Source organism: Candidatus Aalborgicola defluviihabitans (assembly GCF_016705985.1).
Lineage (GTDB): Bacteria > Pseudomonadota > Gammaproteobacteria > Burkholderiales > Burkholderiaceae_C > Allorhodoferax > Allorhodoferax defluviihabitans.
In genome coordinates this window covers 325,169-343,882 of the sequence record NZ_JADJKN010000006.1, presented here as the reverse complement: position 1 = coordinate 343,882, position 18,714 = coordinate 325,169, and the positions used below count along the sequence as shown (strand labels likewise).

16 protein-coding genes and 1 pseudogene are annotated in these 18,714 nt (G+C 58.9%); 3 read left to right on the top strand and 14 right to left on the bottom strand.

The window, feature by feature from the left end; genetic code table 11:
* Positions 1–18: 18 nt before the first annotated feature.
* The 14 genes and pseudogenes from IPI80_RS09255 to gyrA form a co-directional block, all read right to left on the bottom strand.
* On the bottom strand, positions 19–1,251 hold the full coding sequence (locus tag IPI80_RS09255) for an HlyD family efflux transporter periplasmic adaptor subunit (protein WP_413859343.1): 1,233 nt from the start codon (positions 1,249–1,251) through the stop codon (positions 19–21).
* Positions 1,248–2,747 carry an efflux transporter outer membrane subunit gene (locus IPI80_RS09250; protein WP_413859341.1) on the bottom strand — a complete coding sequence of 500 codons (1,500 nt, stop codon included), beginning with the start codon at positions 2,745–2,747 and terminating at the stop codon, positions 1,248–1,250. Before IPI80_RS09250 ends, IPI80_RS09255 begins: the two co-directional genes overlap by 4 nt.
* Complete coding sequence (locus IPI80_RS09245) at positions 2,737–3,291, bottom strand: MarR family winged helix-turn-helix transcriptional regulator (RefSeq protein ID WP_413859339.1); 555 nt, start codon at positions 3,289–3,291, stop codon at positions 2,737–2,739. The genes IPI80_RS09250 and IPI80_RS09245 overlap by 11 nt, the downstream gene beginning before the upstream one ends.
* A 116-nt stretch (positions 3,292–3,407) precedes the next feature.
* Positions 3,408–3,923, bottom strand: coding sequence for a ComEA family DNA-binding protein (locus IPI80_RS09240; RefSeq protein WP_413859337.1), 516 nt, complete (start codon positions 3,921–3,923; stop codon positions 3,408–3,410).
* 127 nt (positions 3,924–4,050) lie between these two features.
* A complete protein-coding gene (gene rfaD, locus IPI80_RS09235; protein WP_413859335.1) occupies positions 4,051–5,070 on the bottom strand; it encodes an ADP-glyceromanno-heptose 6-epimerase in 1,020 nt (339 codons plus the stop codon).
* Positions 5,071–5,088: 18 nt separating this feature from the next.
* The gene (gene rfaE1, locus IPI80_RS09230) at positions 5,089–6,024 is read right to left on the bottom strand and encodes a D-glycero-beta-D-manno-heptose-7-phosphate kinase (protein ID WP_413859333.1); all 936 of its coding nucleotides are present in this window, start codon (positions 6,022–6,024) and stop codon (positions 5,089–5,091) included.
* A complete protein-coding gene (lapB, locus tag IPI80_RS09225; protein WP_413859331.1) occupies positions 6,021–7,178 on the bottom strand; it encodes a lipopolysaccharide assembly protein LapB in 1,158 nt (385 codons plus the stop codon). The genes rfaE1 and lapB overlap by 4 nt, the downstream gene beginning before the upstream one ends.
* Positions 7,168–7,485 (bottom strand): LapA family protein, encoded by a 318-nt coding sequence (locus IPI80_RS09220; protein ID WP_413859329.1) that lies wholly within the window; start codon positions 7,483–7,485, stop codon positions 7,168–7,170. The genes lapB and IPI80_RS09220 overlap by 11 nt, the downstream gene beginning before the upstream one ends.
* 43 nt (positions 7,486–7,528) lie before the next feature.
* Positions 7,529–7,840 carry an integration host factor subunit beta gene (locus IPI80_RS09215; protein ID WP_413859327.1) on the bottom strand — a complete coding sequence of 104 codons (312 nt, stop codon included), beginning with the start codon at positions 7,838–7,840 and terminating at the stop codon, positions 7,529–7,531.
* 99 nt (positions 7,841–7,939) lie between these two features.
* A pseudogene (rpsA, locus tag IPI80_RS09210) lies at positions 7,940–9,621 on the bottom strand (30S ribosomal protein S1).
* A gap of 135 nt (positions 9,622–9,756) precedes the next feature.
* A complete protein-coding gene (locus IPI80_RS09205; RefSeq protein WP_413859324.1) occupies positions 9,757–11,754 on the bottom strand; it encodes a bifunctional 3-phosphoshikimate 1-carboxyvinyltransferase/cytidylate kinase in 1,998 nt (665 codons plus the stop codon).
* The gene (locus IPI80_RS09200; protein ID WP_413859322.1) at positions 11,754–12,629 is read right to left on the bottom strand and encodes a prephenate dehydrogenase; all 876 of its coding nucleotides are present in this window, start codon (positions 12,627–12,629) and stop codon (positions 11,754–11,756) included. The genes IPI80_RS09205 and IPI80_RS09200 overlap by 1 nt, the downstream gene beginning before the upstream one ends.
* 20 nt (positions 12,630–12,649) lie before the next feature.
* Positions 12,650–13,732, bottom strand: a complete 1,083-nt coding sequence (pheA, locus tag IPI80_RS09195) for a prephenate dehydratase (protein WP_413859320.1) — start codon at positions 13,730–13,732, stop codon at positions 12,650–12,652.
* Between the two features lie 4 nt (positions 13,733–13,736).
* The gene (gyrA, locus tag IPI80_RS09190; protein ID WP_413859318.1) at positions 13,737–16,376 is read right to left on the bottom strand and encodes a DNA gyrase subunit A; all 2,640 of its coding nucleotides are present in this window, start codon (positions 16,374–16,376) and stop codon (positions 13,737–13,739) included.
* A gap of 225 nt (positions 16,377–16,601) precedes the next feature.
* Between gyrA and ompA the strand changes: the two genes are divergently transcribed.
* From ompA to IPI80_RS09175, 3 genes are all read left to right on the top strand, one after another.
* On the top strand, positions 16,602–17,234 hold the full coding sequence (gene ompA, locus IPI80_RS09185) for an outer membrane protein OmpA (RefSeq protein ID WP_413859316.1): 633 nt from the start codon (positions 16,602–16,604) through the stop codon (positions 17,232–17,234).
* Between the two features lie 81 nt (positions 17,235–17,315).
* Positions 17,316–18,026, top strand: a complete 711-nt coding sequence (gene ubiG, locus IPI80_RS09180; protein ID WP_413859314.1) for a bifunctional 2-polyprenyl-6-hydroxyphenol methylase/3-demethylubiquinol 3-O-methyltransferase UbiG — start codon at positions 17,316–17,318, stop codon at positions 18,024–18,026.
* A gap of 2 nt (positions 18,027–18,028) precedes the next feature.
* Positions 18,029–18,706: an HAD-IA family hydrolase gene (locus IPI80_RS09175; RefSeq protein WP_413859312.1), complete on the top strand. Its 678-nt coding sequence runs from the start codon at positions 18,029–18,031 to the stop codon at positions 18,704–18,706.
* Positions 18,707–18,714 lie beyond the last annotated feature (8 nt).

Here is an 18,714-nt window from a genome sequence, read left to right as displayed (position 1 = left end):
GGCAGGCGTGTGTTGGCGTTAGTGGGCGCTTTTAATGGCTGCACCAGCGTTGGCAGCAATCACCCGGTTGACCTCGGCACCGGCCTGGTCATCCAGAGCGGCATAGACCTGGGTCTGGGCGCTGGGTGTACTGCGGGGGGCATCGGCCAGGGTTTTGCCGCTTTGGTCGGTGACGTCTACCAGGGCTTCCATCGACAGACCCACGCGCAGTGGATTGGCTGCAACCTGTTGCGGGTCCAGCGCTACGCGCACGGGTACGCGCTGCACCACCTTGATCCAGTTTCCAGTGGCGTTTTGCGCCGGCAGCAGGGCAAATGCAGCACCGGTGCCAGCGCCCATGCCAGCGACCGTGCCTTTGTACTCAACCTTGTTGCCATACACGTCAGCGGTCAGCGTCACTGGCTGGCCAATGCGGATGTTGCGCAACTGGATTTCCTTGAAGTTGGCATCCACCCACAATTGGTTCAGGGGAATGATGGACATCAGCGGCGTACCAGCAGCCACGCGCTGGCCCAGTTGCACGGTGCGCTTGGCCACGTAGCCGTCCACCGGGGCGGGAAGGGCGGCACGGTGCAGGGCGAGGTAGGCCTCGCGCACCTTGGCGGCTGCAGCCATCACGCTGGGGTGGGATTCAATGCGGGTGCCTTCGGTCAAGGCCTGGTTGCTGGTGAGTTGCGCACGCGCAGTGACCACGCCAGCCTGGGCCGAAGCCAAAGCGTTTTGGGCGTTGGCCAGTTGCGACTGTGCATGGTTCAATTCTTCTTTGGACACCGCACCGTTGCCCACCAGGGATTGGCGGCGGTTCAAGTCGTCGGTGGCACGGGCAATTTCGGTCTGGGCCTTGGCGATGTCCGATTCGCGCACACCAATCTGGGCGCTCAACATGCCATTGTTGGCGTACAGGGTGCGCACCTGGCGCACGGCTTGACCCAGGTTGGCTTCGGCTTGATCCAAGGCCACTTTGGCGTCAGCGGGATCGAGTTGCACCAGGGGTGATCCGGCCTTGACGAAGTCGGTGTCATCGGCCAGGATGGCCGTGACCGTGCCGCCGATTTGGGGGGTTATCTGTATCACGTTGCCTTGTACGTAGGCGTTGTCGGTGCTCTCTTCATGGCGGCCGATATACCACTCGTAGCCACCCCAGGTCAGACCGATCAGCACGGCGATGCTGACCCCGGTAAGGGCCTTGCGGCGAGCGCCGTTGGAAGGCGTGGGCTGAATGGCGGCGGAGGTATTGGTGGGTGCGTTCATGGTGTGACAGACGACGAGGGGTTTGAAGTAGAGAGGCTGGCGGTTGCTATGGCTTGTGCGGCATAACCGCCGCCCAATGCGCGAATGAGCTGAACCTGGGTATCCAGAGCGCGGGCTGCCAAGTCGATAGCGAGGCGGCGTTGAGCCAGCACGGCGGTTTCGGCACTCAAGACCTGCAGGTGGTTGCCCAGGCCGGCTTGGTAACGCTGGCGGGCGATGGAGTATGCCGTCTCGGCAAAGGACTGGGCTGCGGCCTGTTCGGCTTGCTGGCGGGTGATGGCCTGGCCAGAGGCCAGCTGGTCGGCTACGTCATGCACGGCCTCTATCACTAAGTGGTTGTAGGACTCAACAGCGGCATCCAGATCGGCGGTCTTGCCACGCAGGTTGGCACGCAGGCGGCCACCGTCAAACAGCGGCAGGCGGATGGCTGGGCCCACGCCCCACTGGTCGCTGCCGGACTGCAGCAGCTTGTCAAAACCGATGCTGGAGTAGCCAATAAATCCGACCAGGTTGATGTTGGGGTAGAACAGGGCTTTGGCACTGCCCACGTCGGCGCTAGCAGCTTCGACGCGGTAGCGTGCGGCGGCAATATCGGCGCGGCGACCCAGCAGGTCGAGCGGAATCGATGTTGCCGTTGCTACTGTTTTTATAGTTGCTTGCGTAGGTAACACGAGGGCTAGAGGCCTATCTGTCTGTGAAGTCAGGGCCGCCAGGACATTGTGGGCCAGGGCCTGCTGTTCTTTGAGTGCTTCAATTTGCAGGCGGGCATCGGGCAGGGCGCTGTCGCTTTGCTGCAGTTCGAGTTGGGTGTCCAGACCGGCGTTCACGCGGTCTTGCACCAGTAGCCTGGACTGAGTGCGCTGCGCCAAGGTGCGTTCGGCTACATCCAACTGGGCCTGGATGCGTACCAAACTGAAGTAGCTGCGGGTCACGGAACTGGCCAGCAGCATGCGGGCGGCCTCGGCGTCTGCCTGTGCTGCGCGCACCTGGCCCAGGGATGCGTCCAGCGCCGCGCGGTTTTTACCGAAGAAATCCAGCTCCCAACTGGCGCTGGCACGCAGGTCACCGGTGTTGAGAATGGCGCCACCCAGTGGTGGTGGGTAGATGCTGTTGGCGCTGAAGCGCTGGCGCGTCAGGTCGGTGCTGGCAGCTACCTGCGGCAGATCGGCACCATGAACTGCATCGCTGGCGGCTTGCACCCGCGCCAGTCGCGCTTGGGCTACGCCCAGGGTGGGGTTGTTGGCCAGGGCCTGCTCGACCAACTGGTTGAGCTGGGCATCACCAAACGCATGCCACCACTGGGGATCAATGGTGGGGGCTGCAGCTGGTTGTGCGGTTGCGTCAGCTTTCAGGCCTAATGCGTCGGCATTGAGCGACTGGGCTTGGGGGGTGATGCCGGCGTAATTGGCGCAAGCGCCCAGGCTGGCCAAGACCACCGCCTGCAAAGCCCAGGCTGGCCAGCGGGAGGTGGATGGATAGGAGGTTTCAGGCGGCATGGGGGCCTTTGGTGGGTTGGGCATTGGTGTTTTGGAGTTGGGCAGAGTGGATGGCGCGGGCGTTGGTCAGGATGCGCCGCAGCAAGTTCTTTAACAGTACGAATTCTTCTTCCGAGAAACCCGCCAAGTGGGCGTTTTGTACCCTGCTCAAAGCTTCCGGGATGACCTTGGCGGCTTGGTGCCCGGCGGCCGTTAGCGTGATGGTGACCACACGGCGGTCGGTGACCGAGCGCTCGCGCAGGCACAGGCCTTTCGCCTCCATGCGGTCCAGCGTGCGTGTCATGGCACCCGCATCGAGTTGGCATTCACGCGCCAGCTCGGCTGGGGTGGACGCCTGGCCCGTATAGAGCTTGAACAACGGAACCCACTGTGCATTGGTCAAGCCGGTATGGGCCAGTTGGCGCTCCACCTCCTGGCTCACCATGGTAAGGATCTGGCGCATCAGGTAGCCGGCGCTTTCTTCTGGCCGGTAGTCTTTGGCGCAATAGAAGGCGACTGCCGCGGGTGGGGCCGGGGTGCCTTGAGGAGAGGGGGCGCAATTCATGACGACAAATATTATTTGCCTAGGCAATTGTTGTCAAGGCATGAATTGCAAACTTTTGGTAAACGGACACAAAAAAACCCGCCGAAGCGGGTTGTGTGAAGTGGAACGCGAAGCGCCTACTTCTTGGGAGCGCTGGCGGCGCCTTTGGCAGCTTCGGCCTTGGCCTTCTTAGCGTCTTCTTTGGCCTGCTTGGCCGCTTCTTTCTTGGCCTTGGCTTCTTCTGCCTTCTTGGCCTTTTCTTCAGCCTTGGCCTTCTTGGCGTCGTCAGTCTTCATTTTGGCTTCTGCCTTGGGGTCTTTCTTCTCTTCCTTGGCGGCAGGAGCCGGTGCAGCAACAGCGGGCTTGGCGGTCGCTGCTGCAGATGCGCTTTTGAAAGCTGCGCCGTTCACGGTCAGGCCTGCATTGGCAAAGTTGGCAGCATTGACGTCGCCCACGCCCTTGACGCGCTCAATGAAGTCATACCAGTCCTTGAAGTTGCCCTTCTTGCGCTCTTCAATGATCTTGGCGGAGATTGCTGGGCCAATGCCCTTGATACCGTCAAGCTCGGCTGAAGTGGCCTTGTTGACTTCAACGGCTGCGAAAGCGACCGCAGCATAGAGCATGGCGATAATCACCAGAATTTTTTTCAACATGTACTGTCCTTCTTGAGTGAAAAAATGATGCACCAGAAACTGATGCTCCTTCATAACGCCGTTTGGTATGCCGCGGTTGACTGCAATTACGTCTGGCTTGTAACGGATAAACCCTTTGCTGTTGCACTTAGCGCAGCGTCGACAGGGCCTGCACATAGCTGCGCACACCTTGTTGAACGGTGGCAAACACATGGTCGCAACCGGTGCTGCGCAAGCCGCTGAGGTCTGCCTGAGTATAGCTTTGGTACTTGCCGCGCAGGGCGTCCGGAAAGGCGATGTACTCAAGAAAGCCACCGGCTGCCGCCTGCGCCAGCGTGAGGCTGCTTTCGCCGCGTTGCTCGCGCAGCGTATTGACCACCGTGATGGCCACGTCATTGAAAGGCTGCGCCTGGCCAGTTCCCAGGTTGTAGATGCCGGATTCGGTCGGGTGGTCAAAGAACCACAGGTTGACGGCCACCACGTCGTCTATGTAAACGAAGTCGCGCATTTGTCCGCCAGCGGGGTAGCCGCCATATTCGCCAAACAATTTGACCTTGCCCTCGGCATGGAACTGGTTGAACTGGTGAAACGCCACACTGGCCATGCGACCCTTGTGCTGTTCATGCGGTCCATAGACGTTGAAGTAGCGAAAACCCACTACCTGGCTGGTTTTGCCGGCCTTGGTGCGGTGAAAGTCGTGACCGCACTCGCGGCGCATACGCTGGTCGAATAGCAGCTTGGAGTAGCCATAAACGTTGAGCGGCAATTCAAAGGCAGGGTCTTCGCGGAAGGTGCTGGAGCCGCCGTAAGTTGCGGCCGACGAGGCGTACAGCAAGCGCGCTCCGCGCTTCTGGCAGGCGTGGAACAACTGGCACGACAACGTGTAGTTGTTATCCATCATGTAATGGCCGTCCTGCTCCATGGTGTCGCTGCACGCGCCTTCATGGAAGATGGCTTCGACCTGGCCGAACGATCCGTTGGAGAAGGCGTCGTAGAAGGTGTCGACGTCCACATAATCGGAAATTTGAAGGGCAGCGAGGTTGCGGAATTTGTCGCCTTGTTTGAGGTCGTCCACGGCAATGATGTCGTCAATGCCGCGTGCATTGAGGCCTTTGATGATATTGCTGCCAATGAAGCCGGCGGCGCCGGTGACTACGATGCGGGTCATGGTGATCCTCTTACCTTTCTAGCGCGATGCAAATAGTTCATCGTAGCTGACGGTGGCAGTACCAAACTTGCCCACCACAATGCTGGCAGCCTGGTTGGCTATCGGCACGGCGTCGCGCAGACTGATACCCGCTGCAACCAAGGCGGTCAGGGTGGCGATCACGGTGTCGCCAGCGCCCGTGACATCAAACACTTCGCGCGCTTGTGCGCTGACGTGCAGTTCACCTTCAGCATCGAACAGTGTCATGCCTTCTTCGCTGCGGGTTAGCAGCACAGCGTCCAGCTGAAGTTGCGTGCGCAAGTTGTGGACCTTGTTGCGCAGGGTGGCCTCGTCATTCCAGGCACCGATGACTTGCAGGAGTTCAGCGCGGTTGGGTGTGATAACGGTTGCGTTCTGGTAACGGGCGTAATCGTCCCCCTTGGGGTCCACCAGAATCGGTTTGCCAATGCCACGGGCGCGCGCAATCATGTCGGTGATATGCCCCAGGCCGCCTTTGCCGTAGTCGGAAAAAAGCACTGCGCCGTGCAGAGGCAACAAGTTCTCGAACGCAGCGGTTTGCGAGGCCAGCAATTCACTCTTGGGGGTGTTTTCAAAGTCCAGCCGCAGCAGCTGCTGTTGGCGCCCAATGATGCGCAACTTCACCGTGGTCTTGAGGTCTGCGTCGCGCCCGAAGTGAGGCTGAATGCCGGTTTGAGCCACCAGGGCTTCGAGCTTGTGGCTGGCTTCATCGTCACCCACTACAGTTAACAATGAGGCCTGCGCACCCAAGGTAACCACGTTGTACGCCACGTTGGCAGCTCCACCATTGCGCTCTTCCTCACGGGTAATGCGCACAACAGGGACGGGTGCCTCGGGCGAAATGCGGTCCACTGCACCGTACCAGTAGCGGTCCAGCATGACGTCGCCAACCACCAGCACCCGCGCGCGGGCCATTTGTTCTTTGGAAATTATCATAGTTCTTCTACTCTGCGCGCGGGATAACTGTCCCATGTCTGGCAACCGGGGCATTGCCAGAAGTGCTGTTTGGCCTCGAAGCCGCAGGCCGCGCAGCGATAGCGGGTCAGGGGTTTGACCGCTTGGTCCAGTGCGCGTTGCACTTGGGGATGAAATTGCTCGTGTTCCAGCTTTTCGCCGGCGATCCACTTGGCGGCGGCTACCAGTGAAGGTTCGCTCTCCAGATGATGTGCGTACCACTCGCGGGCGGTCGCACTGGGCGCTCCACTGGCTGCTTCCAGTGCCACGATGGCATCGAGCACATCCAGTGATGGAGTTTCTTCATAGACCGCCTTCAACCGCTCCAGCGCACCCGGGCCCTGGTCACAAGCCAAGGAGGACTCAACCAAGAGTGGGGCCAGCAATGCGATGGCGGCCGGAGCCGTTACCAAGGCCTGGGTCAACGTTTCATAGGCCTGTGCCGGCCGACCTTGGCGGATTTGCAAGCGCGCCAGATCGATGCGTGGGCGTGGGGCATCAGAAGCAATATGCATGGCCTGCGTGAGGTAGACCTGGGCCTGGGGCAGGTCGTCAGAGGCCATGCAACTGGCCGCTTGCTCACACAGGTAGTGGGACAGACGTCCCTTGAAGCTGCCTTGGCCGCCAGATTCGAGCTTGTGGGCAATCTGGGCCGCATGTTCCCAGTCGCGCGAGCGTTCGTAATTGGCCAGCAGGGCCAGACGGGCCGAGCCTTCAAAGCGTGTGCCTTCGAGTTTGAGCAGGGCTTCTTCGGCGCGGTCAAGCAGACCAGCCTTGAGGTAATCCTGTGCCAGTGCGTGTCGGGCCCGGTAGCGGTCATCCTGGCTCAAGTCGGCCCGCGACAGCAGGTGCTGGTGCACACGCACTGCGCGCTCGTATTCGCCACGGCGACGGAACAGGTTGCCCAGGGCGAAATGCAACTCCGAGGTGTCGGGGTCGCTTTGTACAGCTTCGATGAAGGCGTCAATGGCCTGGTCTTGCTGCTCGTTGAGCAGAAAGTTCAGGCCCTTGAAGTAGGCTTTGGGCGCTTGGCGGTTCTCCATGCGCAACTGGCGCACATCGAATCGCGAAGCCATCCAGCCCAGGACAAAAACAATCGGCAGTGCCAGCAGTATCAGGCTGAGGTCAAATTCCATATGGTGGCTGTGAAGGCGGTGGCATGGTAGATGGCTTTTCGGCGCTGACGGTGACTTCGGTTGTTGTGCGGCGGGCCAGTGCAGCAGAACGGCGGTGGCTCCACCAGCGTGGCACCATGCCCAGCACGCCAATGACCAGGCCCAGGGCAAATGCACTCAAGACCACCAGAACCAGCGGGCCGGTCCACTGCTGGCCAAAGAAAAAGCGCACGGTGGCATCGTGCTGGTTGTTTAGCGCGAATGCAAAAAGGGTAAAAAAAATGGCTGCTTTAAGCATCCACTTAAAGAACCATGCAAGTTGTTTCATCAATCCCCCCGGTGGCTATGGATTCTAATGGCCACCGCGCGCCTTAGCGCTTGCTTTGCAACTCCAGTTCGGCGGTACGTTGGTCCACGGACTCCCGCAGGGCTTTGCCAGGTTTGAAATGCGGAACGCGCTTTTCTGGAATGGCCACGCTTTCACCGCTGCGGGGGTTGCGACCCATGCGGGGTGGACGGTGGTTGATGGAAAAACTGCCAAAACCACGAATTTCGATACGGTGCCCTGCCACCAATGCGTCGTTCATAGCGTCCAAAATGGCCTTGACGGCAAATTCGGCATCGCGATGGGTGAGCTGGCCAAACCGGTTGGCGAGTTCTTCAACAAGGTCAGAGCGTGTCATGGGAGCCATGAATGTTTATCCAAGAAAAACGACCGGTTCCCAACACATGTTTGGGGCAGCCGGCCGTTCAATTCAACAGCATGTCAACAGTCGTAGTGATTAGTTGTTGTTATCCAGCTTGGCTCGCAGCAGGGCGCCCAGGCTGGTGGTACCGGCGTTTTCGCGGGCAGAAGCTTGGCTCAGCGCAGCCATGGCTTCGCCTTGGTCAGCCATGTCCTTGGCCTTGATGGACAACTGGATGTTGCGGGTCTTGCGATCCACGTTCACCACCACAGCCGTTACTTCGTCGCCTTCTTTCAGAACGTTACGTGCGTCTTCAACACGGTCACGGCTGATTTCGGAAGCGCGCAGGTAACCGATGATGTCGTCACCCAGGTCGATTTCAGCGCCCTTGGCATCCACAGTCTTGACCTTACCGGTCACAACCTGGCCCTTGTCGTTGATCGACACGAAGGTGGTGAAAGGATCGGAATCCAACTGCTTGATACCCAGGGAGATGCGCTCGCGGTCCACGTCCACAGCCAAGACCAAAGCCTCAACTTCTTGACCCTTCTTGAATTCGCGCACAGCGGCTTCGCCGGTTTCGTTCCAGGACAGGTCAGACAAATGCACCAGACCGTCGATACCAGCAGCCAGACCGACGAACACGCCGAAGTCGGTGATGGATTTGATCGGGCCCTTGACGCGGTCGCCGCGCTTGGTGTTCTGAGCGAACTCTTGCCATGGGTTGGCCTTGCACTGCTTCATGCCCAGGGAGATGCGACGCTTGTCTTCGTCGATTTCCAGAACCATGACTTCGACTTCGTCACCCAGGGCAACGATCTTGGAAGGTGCAACGTTCTTGTTGGTCCAGTCCATTTCGGACACGTGCACCAAACCTTCGATGCCTGGCTCGAGTTCCACAAATGCGCCGTAGTCGGCGATGTTGGTGATCTTGCCGAACATACGGGTCGACTGGGGTAGCGGCGGTTCACGCCCATCCATGGATCGTCACCCATTTGCTTCAGACCCAGCGAGACACGGTTCTTTTCGGTGTCGAACTTCAGGATCTTGGCTGTGATTTCTTGACCAGCGGTCACCACTTCGGATGGGTGACGCACGCGACGCCATGCCATGTCGGTGATGTGCAACAGGCCGTCGATACCGCCCAGGTCCACGAACGCACCGTATTCGGTGATGTTCTTGACCACGCCCTGAACCACAGAACCTTCTTTGAGGGTCTGCATCAGCTTGGCGCGCTCTTCGCCCATGGAGGCTTCGACCACAGCACGGCGTGACAACACAACGTTGTTGCGCTTGCGGTCCAGCTTGATGACCTTGAATTCCATGGTCTTGTTTTCGTACGGGGACAGATCCTTGGTAGGACGTGTGTCGACGAGCGAACCTGGCAGGAAGGCGCGGATGCCGTTGACCAGAACGGTCAGGCCGCCCTTGACCTTGCCGCTGGTGGTACCGGTGACGAACTCGCCGGATTCGAGAGATTTTTCCAGAGACATCCACGAAGCCAGGCGCTTGGCGGTGTCACGGCTGACGATGGTGTCGCCGTAACCGTTTTCCATGGCCACGATGGCGACGGAAACAAACTCACCTACTTGAACTTCGAGTTCACCCTTGTCGCTCTTGAATTCGGACAATGGAACATACGCTTCGGATTTCAGGCCGGCGTTCACAACGACGAAGTTGTGTTCGATACGAACGACTTCAGCGGTAACGACTTCACCAATACGGGTTTCCGAGCGTTTTTGTGACTCTTCAAATAGGTCTGCGAAAGATTCTGACATTTTTTTTGCAACCGAAGCTGCGGGGTTAAGTTGTTGAACCACACCACCAGTGCGCTGCTGCGCGAGAGGGGTAATGTGGACCTGACAAAAGCAGGCGCTTTTGTCTACCTGCCATCAGCCTTTCCAAACGACGGTTTAAAAAGGCTGTTTGCTTTGCCACCAGTCCAACACCAAATTTACCGATTCTTCAACCGTCAAATCTGAGTTGTCTAGCAACTGGGCGTCTTCTGCGGGCTTCAGTGGTGCAACGGTTCGGAATGAATCCCGAGCGTCACGTGCCTCCAGGTCCGCGCGAAGAGATGGGAGTGTAGTTGAAATCCCCTTAGAAATCAACTGCTTATAGCGCCGCTCGGCTCTGCGCTCGGCGCTAGCGGTGAGGAAAACCTTGAGCGGGGCGTCGGGAAAGATCACTGTGCCCATGTCGCGCCCATCGGCTACCAAGCCCGGCAATTGACGAAAACTGTGTTGCAGGCCAATCAGGGCGGTGCGTACCTGGGGAAGCGCTGACACCGTGGAGGCGTTCATGCCCGCTTCTTCGGTGCGGATCGTGTCGCTGACGTCATCGCCGTCCAACAGGACCCGGCCATCCATGAAGCGGATGTGCAGGCCTGCGACCAGCTGGGCAATGGCGGCTTCACTGGCGGCATCCACCGTCAATCCAGCACGCAGGGCCGCCAAGGCGGTGATGCGGTACAGCGAGCCGGAGTCCAGAAAGTGGTAACCCAACTTTTGGGCCAGCACTGCGGCCAGCGTGCCCTTGCCAGATGCCGTGGGACCATCAACGCAAATGACCGGAATGGACGCTACCGGGGTCTGGCAAACCGAGAACAGTGCCTCGAAGTAGTCAGGAAAGGTTTTGGCCACGCATTTCGGGTCCTTAATTCGCACCGGAATACCGGCCGGGTTGAAAGCTGCCAGCGAGAAGCACATGGCGATGCGGTGGTCGTCGTAGGTATGGATCGTGCCGGCCTTCCAGTCGTGCACGCCAGCGGGCGGAGTGATCTGGATGAAGTCGGCGCCTTCCACCACGGTGGCACCCAGTTTGCTTAGCTCGGTGGCCATGGCTGCTATGCGGTCGGTCTCTTTGACACGCCAACTGGCGATGTTGCGCAAGGTGGTGGTGCCGTCGGCATACAGGGCCATCACAGCCAGCGTCATGGCGGCATCGGGAATGTGGTTGCAGTCCAGGTCGATCGCCTTGAGTGGCCAGACCCCACGTGACACCTGCAACCAGTTGGGGCCGCTCTCAATTGAGGCGCCCATCATCTGGGCGGCCTCCATGAAGCGGATGTCACCCTGGATGGAATCAGCCCCTACACCCAAAATCCTTATGGAATTCTGGCCGCTAGCCCTCGTCGCAATTGCACCAAGCGCTATAAAATAGCTAGCAGATGAGGCGTCGACTTCGACATGGATGTCGCCCGGCGATTGCAACTTGCAACCGGCGGGAATGGTGAAGCGCTGCCATCCGTCGCGTTGTATGTGCACGCCAAAGCGTGCGAGCAGGTTCAGGGTGATTTCGATGTAGGGGCGGGAAATTAGCTCGCCTACGACGTCAATGACGATGTCTTTACGGGCCACCAGAGGCAAGGCCATGAGCAGCGCGGTCAGGAACTGGCTGGACACATCACCACGGACCTGGATCGGAGTGTCGAGTTGCAGCGAAGACTTTCCAATGCGCAGTGGTGGGTAGCCGTCTTGCCCCAAGTAGTCGATATGGCAACCTAGTTGGCGCAACGCGTCCACCAGGTCTCCGATGGGGCGCTCGTGCATGCGCGGGATGCCACTCAACTCAAAGTCGCCACCCAACACCGCCAGAGCTGCGGTCAGTGGGCGCATGGCGGTGCCGGCGTTACCCAGGAACAGCTTGGCTACCTTGGCGCTGAGTTGACCGTTCAGTCCATCCACTTGCACCTGCGCGCCGTCTTGGCGAATGCCGCAGCCCAATTGGCGCAGGGCGACCAGCATGACGCGGGTGTCGTCGGAATCCAATAGGTCATGGATGGTGGTGGTGCCTTGGCACAACGCGGCCAGTAGTAAAACCCGGTTAGAGATGCTCTTGGAGCCTGGAAGGGTGACGGTGCCGGCGGCGTGACCCAGTGGGGGAAGGTCCAGAAATTCGGTTGCGTACATCAGGGGTTGTGGCGGGAAGTCATGCTCCAGGAGCTTCGGGTGTTGCTGGCTTGTTCCAGCAGGCCTTCAAGTGCCTCGGTGTTTCCGCTGGAAATCATCAACTCCAGGGCATGCAGATTGCGTTGAAAAATCTTGGACTGAGCCAGTAACTCTTCGCGGTTGGAGACCAGAATGTCGCGCCAAATCTTGGGGTCACTGGCTGCAATGCGGGTGAAATCCCGAAATCCTGGACCAGCCAGCGAGAGGAAATCGTTCCCTTGAGGTTGACCGGAAATGGCATTCATCATGGCAAATGCAATCAGGTGCGGCAGGTGGCTAACCGCCGCAAATGCGGCGTCATGCTGTTCGGGTGCCATCTTCAGCACCCGGCAACCCAGGGCGGTCCACACGTCCACCGCCTTTTGCAGTTGTGCGGTCAGCGTGCGTTCAATCGGCGTGAGGATGACCTGACGCCCGGCGTACAGATCGGGGTCGGCGTTTTCGACGCCAGAGACTTCCTTGCCGGTGATAGGGTGGGCCGGTACGAACGAGCCAATGTGCTCGCGCAGGGCGCGTCTGCCAGCGTCAATCACTTCGCGCTTGGTGGAGCCCACGTCCATGAGCAGCATTTTGTCGGTGACAAGGTGTTTGATGGCCTTGAAGGTTGCCTCGGTGGCGGCAACTGGCACGGCAATCAGCACAATATCGGCACCCGAGACGGCCAGCAGGGCCGACGGCGCCTCGACGTCGATAACCCCCATCAGGCGCGCGCGTTCCGTGGTGCTGGGGGATTTGCTGTAACCGACGACGCGCTTGACCAGCCCGGCCCGCTTCAGGGCCAGAGCAAACGAGCCGCCCATCAAGCCGCATCCAATCAATCCGAGCTGTTCAAACATGGGTGTTCCTGTGGATGCCATCAATCGGCCAGCGGGTAGCTACCCAGCACCTTGTAAAAGGCACACAGGTTCTGCAGGTCTTTCAGGGCGGCCGCAATGTGCGGTTGCGAAGGGTGGCCTTGCAGGTCGATGTAGAAAAAGTACTCCCATTGACCAGAGCGCGCCGGGCGGGATTCAAAGCGGGTCATGGACACGCCATGTTCCTTCAGTGGAACCAGCATGTCGTGCACGGCGCCTGGCTTGTTGGGTACGGATAGCACCAGGCTTACGCAATCCCGGCCAGTGGCCTCGGGTGCAGGCATGGTGCTTGGCAGGCACACCACGACAAAGCGGGTGCGGTTGTAGGCGTCGTCCTGGATGGCATGCGATACGATGTGCAGGCCGAATTCGGAGCCTGCGCGTTCGCTGGCGATACCGGCCCAGTTGGGGTGGTCGGCCGCCAGGCGAGCGCCCTCGGCGTTGCTGGACACGGCACGCCGCTCAGCATTGGGCAGATGGGTGTTAAGCCATTGCTGGCACTGGGCCAATGCCTGCGGATGGGCCAGCACGACGTCAATACCCTCCAGGGAAGCGGTCGTGCGCAACAAATGGTGGCGTACCAGCAGACTGATTTCGCCAATGATGTGCAGGGGCGAGTGCAGCAACAGGTCCAAAGAGCGGGTTACCACGCCCTCGGTGTTGTTCTCTACCGGAATGACGCCAAATTCGGCCGCACCCGACGTGGTGGAGTGAAAAACCTCATCGAAATTGCCGCAAGGAATGTGCTGGATGCTGGATCCAAAGAAGCGCAACGAGGCTTCTTCGCTGAAGGTGCCTGCGGGCCCGAGATAGGCCACGCGCTGCGGCGCCTCCAGGGCGCGACAAGCCGACATGACTTCGCGCCAGATCTTGGCCACGCTGCCGCCTTTCAGCGGGCCGGCATTGGTCTGCTGCAAGTGGCTGATGACCTGAGCCTCGCGATCCGGGCGAAAGACTGCGGAGCCTTCGATGCGTTTGATTTCACCCACCTCATTGGCCAGGGCCGCCCGCTGGTTGAGCAGGTGCAGCAGTTCCTGATCAACCGAATCAATCCGGGTGCGAATTTCGGGGAGAGTTCTTGCCATGGGTTTAAGAAGCCTCTGTATCCGATGTGTTGTCGTCCGCGTTGTCTTCGCCTGCTGCGTTCGCATCGTTTTCCACAATGCGCTGCAGGCCGCTGAGCTTGGAGCCTTCGTCCAAGCCGATCAGGGTCACGCCTTGTGTAGCACGGCCCAATTCGCGGATTTCCGAGACCCGGGTGCGCACCAAAACGCCCTTGTCGGTGATGAGCATGATCTCGTCGTCCGCCCGCACCAGCGTGGCGGCAACGACCTTGCCGTTGCGCTCGCTTTGCTGGATGGCGATCATGCCCTTGGTGCCACGACCGTGGCGCGTGTACTCGGTGATGCTGGTGCGTTTGCCGTAACCGTTTTCGGTCGCTGTGAGCACACTTTGTTGTTCGTCTTGTGCGACCAGCATAGCGATGACGCTTTGCCCATCGTCCAGCATCATGCCGCGCACGCCACGTGCGGTGCGCCCCAGCGGACGGACGTCGTCTTCGTCAAAACGAACCGCCTTACCGCCGTCGCTAAACAGCATCACGTCGTGTTTGCCATCGGTCAATGCGGCGCCCACCAAGAAATCGCCATCGTCCAGATTGACTGCAATGATGCCGCCCTTGCGCGGATTGTTGAAATCGTCCAAAGCCGTCTTTTTGACCGTGCCCATGCTGGTGGCCATAAATACATATTGGTCGGCCGGGAAACTGCGCGCTTCCCCGGTTAGTGGCAACACAACGTTGATTTTTTCGCCTTCTTGCAGCGGGAACATATTGACGATGGGGCGACCGCGCGAGCCGCGCGAGCCTTGGGGTACTTCCCAAACCTTGAGCCAATAGAGGCGTCCACGGTTGGAGAAACACAAAATGTAGTCGTGCGTGTTGGCCACAAACAACTGGTCCACCCAGTCGTCTTCTTTGGTGGCCGTGGCCTGTTTGCCACGACCGCCGCGCTTTTGTGCACGGTATTCACCCAAGGGCTGGCTTTTGATATAGCCGGTGTGGCTCATGGTAACCACCATGTCGGTGGGGGTAATCAGGTCTTCGGTGCTGAGGTCATGCGATGAATACTCAATCAGGCTTCGGCGTGCGCCCACCTTGGTCTGGCCAAATTCAGTTTTAACGGCGGTAAGCTCTTCGCTGATGATGGTGGATACGCGCTCGGGTTTAGACAGAATGTCCAAAAAGTCTTCGATCTCGCCCATCACCTCTTTGTATTCGGCCACGATCTTGTCCTGCTCCAGCCCGGTCAGGCGCTGCAGGCGCATTTGGAGAATTTCCTGGGCCTGGGTTTCGGACAGGCGGTACAAGCCATCCGCGCCCATGCCCAATTCTTTTTCCAGGCCATCTGGCCGGTAGTCGTCTGCATTGATAACGCCACCGTCTGTGCGGGTTCGGGTGAGCATTTCACGCACCAACTTGCTGTCCCACGGACGGCTCATCAACTCGGCTTTTGCAACGGGCGGCGTAGGCGCGTTGCGGATCAAGGCTATGAATTCGTCAATATTGGCCAGCGCCACAGCCAGGCCTTCCAGCACATGACCGCGCTCGCGGGCTTTGCGCAGGTTGTAGATCGTGCGACGGGTGACAACCTCGCGGCGGTGCTCCAGAAACACCTCGATCAGGTCCTTCAGGTTGCACAACTTGGGCTGGCCGTTGACCAATGCCACCATGTTCATGCCAAACGTGTCTTGCAACTGGGTTTGCTTGTACAGGTTGTTGAGCACCACCTCGGGCACTTCGCCGCGCTTGAGCTCGATCACCAGGCGCATGCCGGACTTGTCGGACTCGTCCTGAATATGGCTGATGCCTTCTATCTTCTTCTCGTGCACCAGCTCTGCCATGCGCTCTTGCAGCGTTTTCTTGTTGCACTGATAAGGCAGCTCATCAACGATGATGGCCTGACGTTGACCTTTGTCAATGTCTTCAAAGTGGCACTTGGCCCGCATGACAACGCGGCCACGGCCGGTGCGGTAGCCGTCTTTCACACCACTGATGCCATAAATAATGCCCGCAGTGGGGAAATCCGGTGCCGGGATAATTTCCATCAATTCGTCCACACTGGCCTCGGGGTTGCGCAGCAAATGCAGGCAACCATCAACCACTTCGTTCAGGTTGTGTGGAGGAATGTTGGTAGCCATGCCCACGGCGATACCGGACGATCCATTAACCAATAAATTGGGAAACCGGGCGGGCATGACCAACGGTTCTTGCTCACTGCCATCGTAGTTGGGACCGAAATCCACTGTTTCTTTGTCCAGATCGGCCAGCAACTCGTGGGCGATTTTGGACATGCGGATTTCTGTATACCGCATGGCCGCTGCGTTGTCACCGTCGACCGAGCCGAAGTTGCCTTGTCCGTCCACCAACATATGGCGAAGGGAGAAGTCCTGTGCCATGCGCACAATGGTTTCATATACCGCGCTGTCGCCATGTGGATGGTATTTACCAATGACGTCACCGACGATACGGGCAGACTTCTTGTAGGCCCGGTTCCAGTCGTTGTTCAACTCGTGCATCGCAAACAGCACACGCCGATGCACAGGCTTCAAACCGTCGCGCGCATCGGGAAGGGCGCGCCCCACGATCACGCTCATCGCGTAATCGAGGTAGCTCCGCCGCATTTCCTCTTCAAGACTGATGGGCAGGGTTTCTTTGGCGAACTGGGTCATGGAATGAATGCCTAGGCGGTGTCAGGGACAACCGGGGATTCTACGACCCTGCAGCTGTCGCATGTTGGCAACAGTCGGCGCTTTAGTCGGACCCACATTGGGTTTCAAGCCAATTGGCGCAAGAAAACGGCATTTGGCTATGGCACAATGGTGTGAACGTCGCAATATGTGGCGTCCTCAAATTATTCGCAGCGAAGCTGCAGTTTGTTACGCAAAAGGAAAATCATGAAACAATTGAATCGAGTAGCAATCGCCCTCGCTGCTGCAGCGCTTGCAACGGTTGCCGGTGCTCAAGAAATCCACAACTGGAGAAGCACCGCTGGTGACGTCTGGAAGAATTCCGTGGGCCAATGCTGGCGCGATTCCAGCTGGACACCTGCTACCGCCGCTCCCGGCTGCGATGGCGCAATTGTTCCACCGGAACCGGCTCCCGCTCCCGTAGTGGCGCCAGCACCGGCTCCCGCTCCCGTAGTTGCACCAAAGCCAGCTCCCGCAGTCGCCCAGAAGGTAACTTATGCTGCTGACGCATTCTTTGACTTCGACAAGGCTGTTTTGAAGCCCGAAGGCAAGGCCAAGCTCGACGACCTGGTCGGCAAGGTCAAGGGCATCAACCTGGAAGTGATCATTGCCGTGGGTCATACTGACTCCATCGGTACCGATGCATACAACCAGAAGCTGTCGGTAAGGCGTTCGGAAGCTGTCAAGGCCTATTTGGAGTCAAAGGGCATCGAAAAGAGCCGCGTGTACACCGAAGGCAAGGGCGAGAAGCAGCCTGTTGCTGACAACAAGACCAAGGAAGGTCGCGCCAAGAACCGTCGCGTTGAAATCGAAGTAGTGGGTACCCGCTCTTCCAACTAATTCGACTGGTTTAGCCAATCTCCCAAAAAACCCGCTTCGGCGGGTTTTTTGTTGCCCGTCGAAAGCCGCGATAATTGCAGCATGAGCACTATTTTGAATGCAGATCCGGCCGAACTGGCCAAATTTTCCGAATTGGCCCATCGCTGGTGGGATATGGACAGCGAGTTTCGTCCGCTGCACATGATCAACCCGCTGCGGCTGGATTGGATCCAATCCCTTTGTCCCATTGCCGGCTTGCGTGCGTTGGATGTAGGTTGCGGCGGCGGTATCTTGGCGGATTCAATGGCGCGCAAGGGGGCCGACGTGACTGGGATTGATCTCTCCACCAAGGCGCTCAAAGTAGCCCAGTTGCACGCCTTCGAAGCTGAGACCCCGCGCATTGCCTATCGCGAAATCAGTGCGGAAGCCCTGGCTGCGGAGGCGCCAGGCAGCTTTGACGTGGTCACCTGCATGGAAATGCTGGAGCATGTGCCCGACCCCGCTTCCGTTGTGCGGGCGTGTTCAGACCTTGTCAAACCAGGCGGTTGGGTTTTCTTTTCGACCCTGAACCGTAACCCCAAGTCCTTTTTGTTTGCGATATTGGGCGCGGAATACATCCTGAACCTGTTGCCGCGCGGCACCCACGAGTACGCCAAGATGATCCGTCCCAGCGAACTGGCCAGCTATTGCCGCCAAGCGGAACTGGATGTGCAGCAGACCAGCGGCATGGAATACAACCCGCTGACCAAGCGCTATTCCATGAGTGCTGACACGGGTGTTAACTACCTGTTTGCCACGCGAAAGCCTATATAGATATGTCGGGTGTGATTTTCGAGGGCATTGCCGCCGTCCTGTTTGACCTGGACGGTACGTTGATTGATAGTGCGCCTGACTTGGGTGCGGCGGCTGACCAAATGCGTCTGAACCGTGGTTTACCGTCGCTTCCTCTGGATCTGTACCGCCCAATGGCCGGCGCCGGTGCGCGGGGCATGCTGGGCGTGGCTTTCGATATGCGTGTGGATGATCCCGGTTATGAGTTGATGCGGGAGGAGTTTTTTGTTAATTACTCCCGTTGCATGACCCAGCGCACCTCGGTTTTCAATGGTGTTCCTGAGTTAATCGCCGAGCTAAACCAGCGCCAATTGTTGTGGGGTGTCGTTACCAATAAGTCCTCCCGCTTTACCGACCCCCTGACGACCGCCATGCCCCTGTTTGCCAGCGCACGGGCAATCGTGAGCGGCGATACGACTCCGCACCCCAAACCGCACCCAGCGCCACTGCTGGAAGCGGCGAGCCGCCTGGGGGTTGCTGCCAGCCAATGCCTGTACGTGGGTGATGATGAGCGGGACGTGGTGGCGGGACTGGCGGCTGGCATGCAAACCGTGGCGGCAACCTACGGATATCTTGGTAACAAGACCGAAGTCCGCGCCTGGGGAGCCCATGCTGAGATAAATTCTCCGTTGGCCCTATTGCAATTGCTGGCAAACGCCTAAAATAGAGG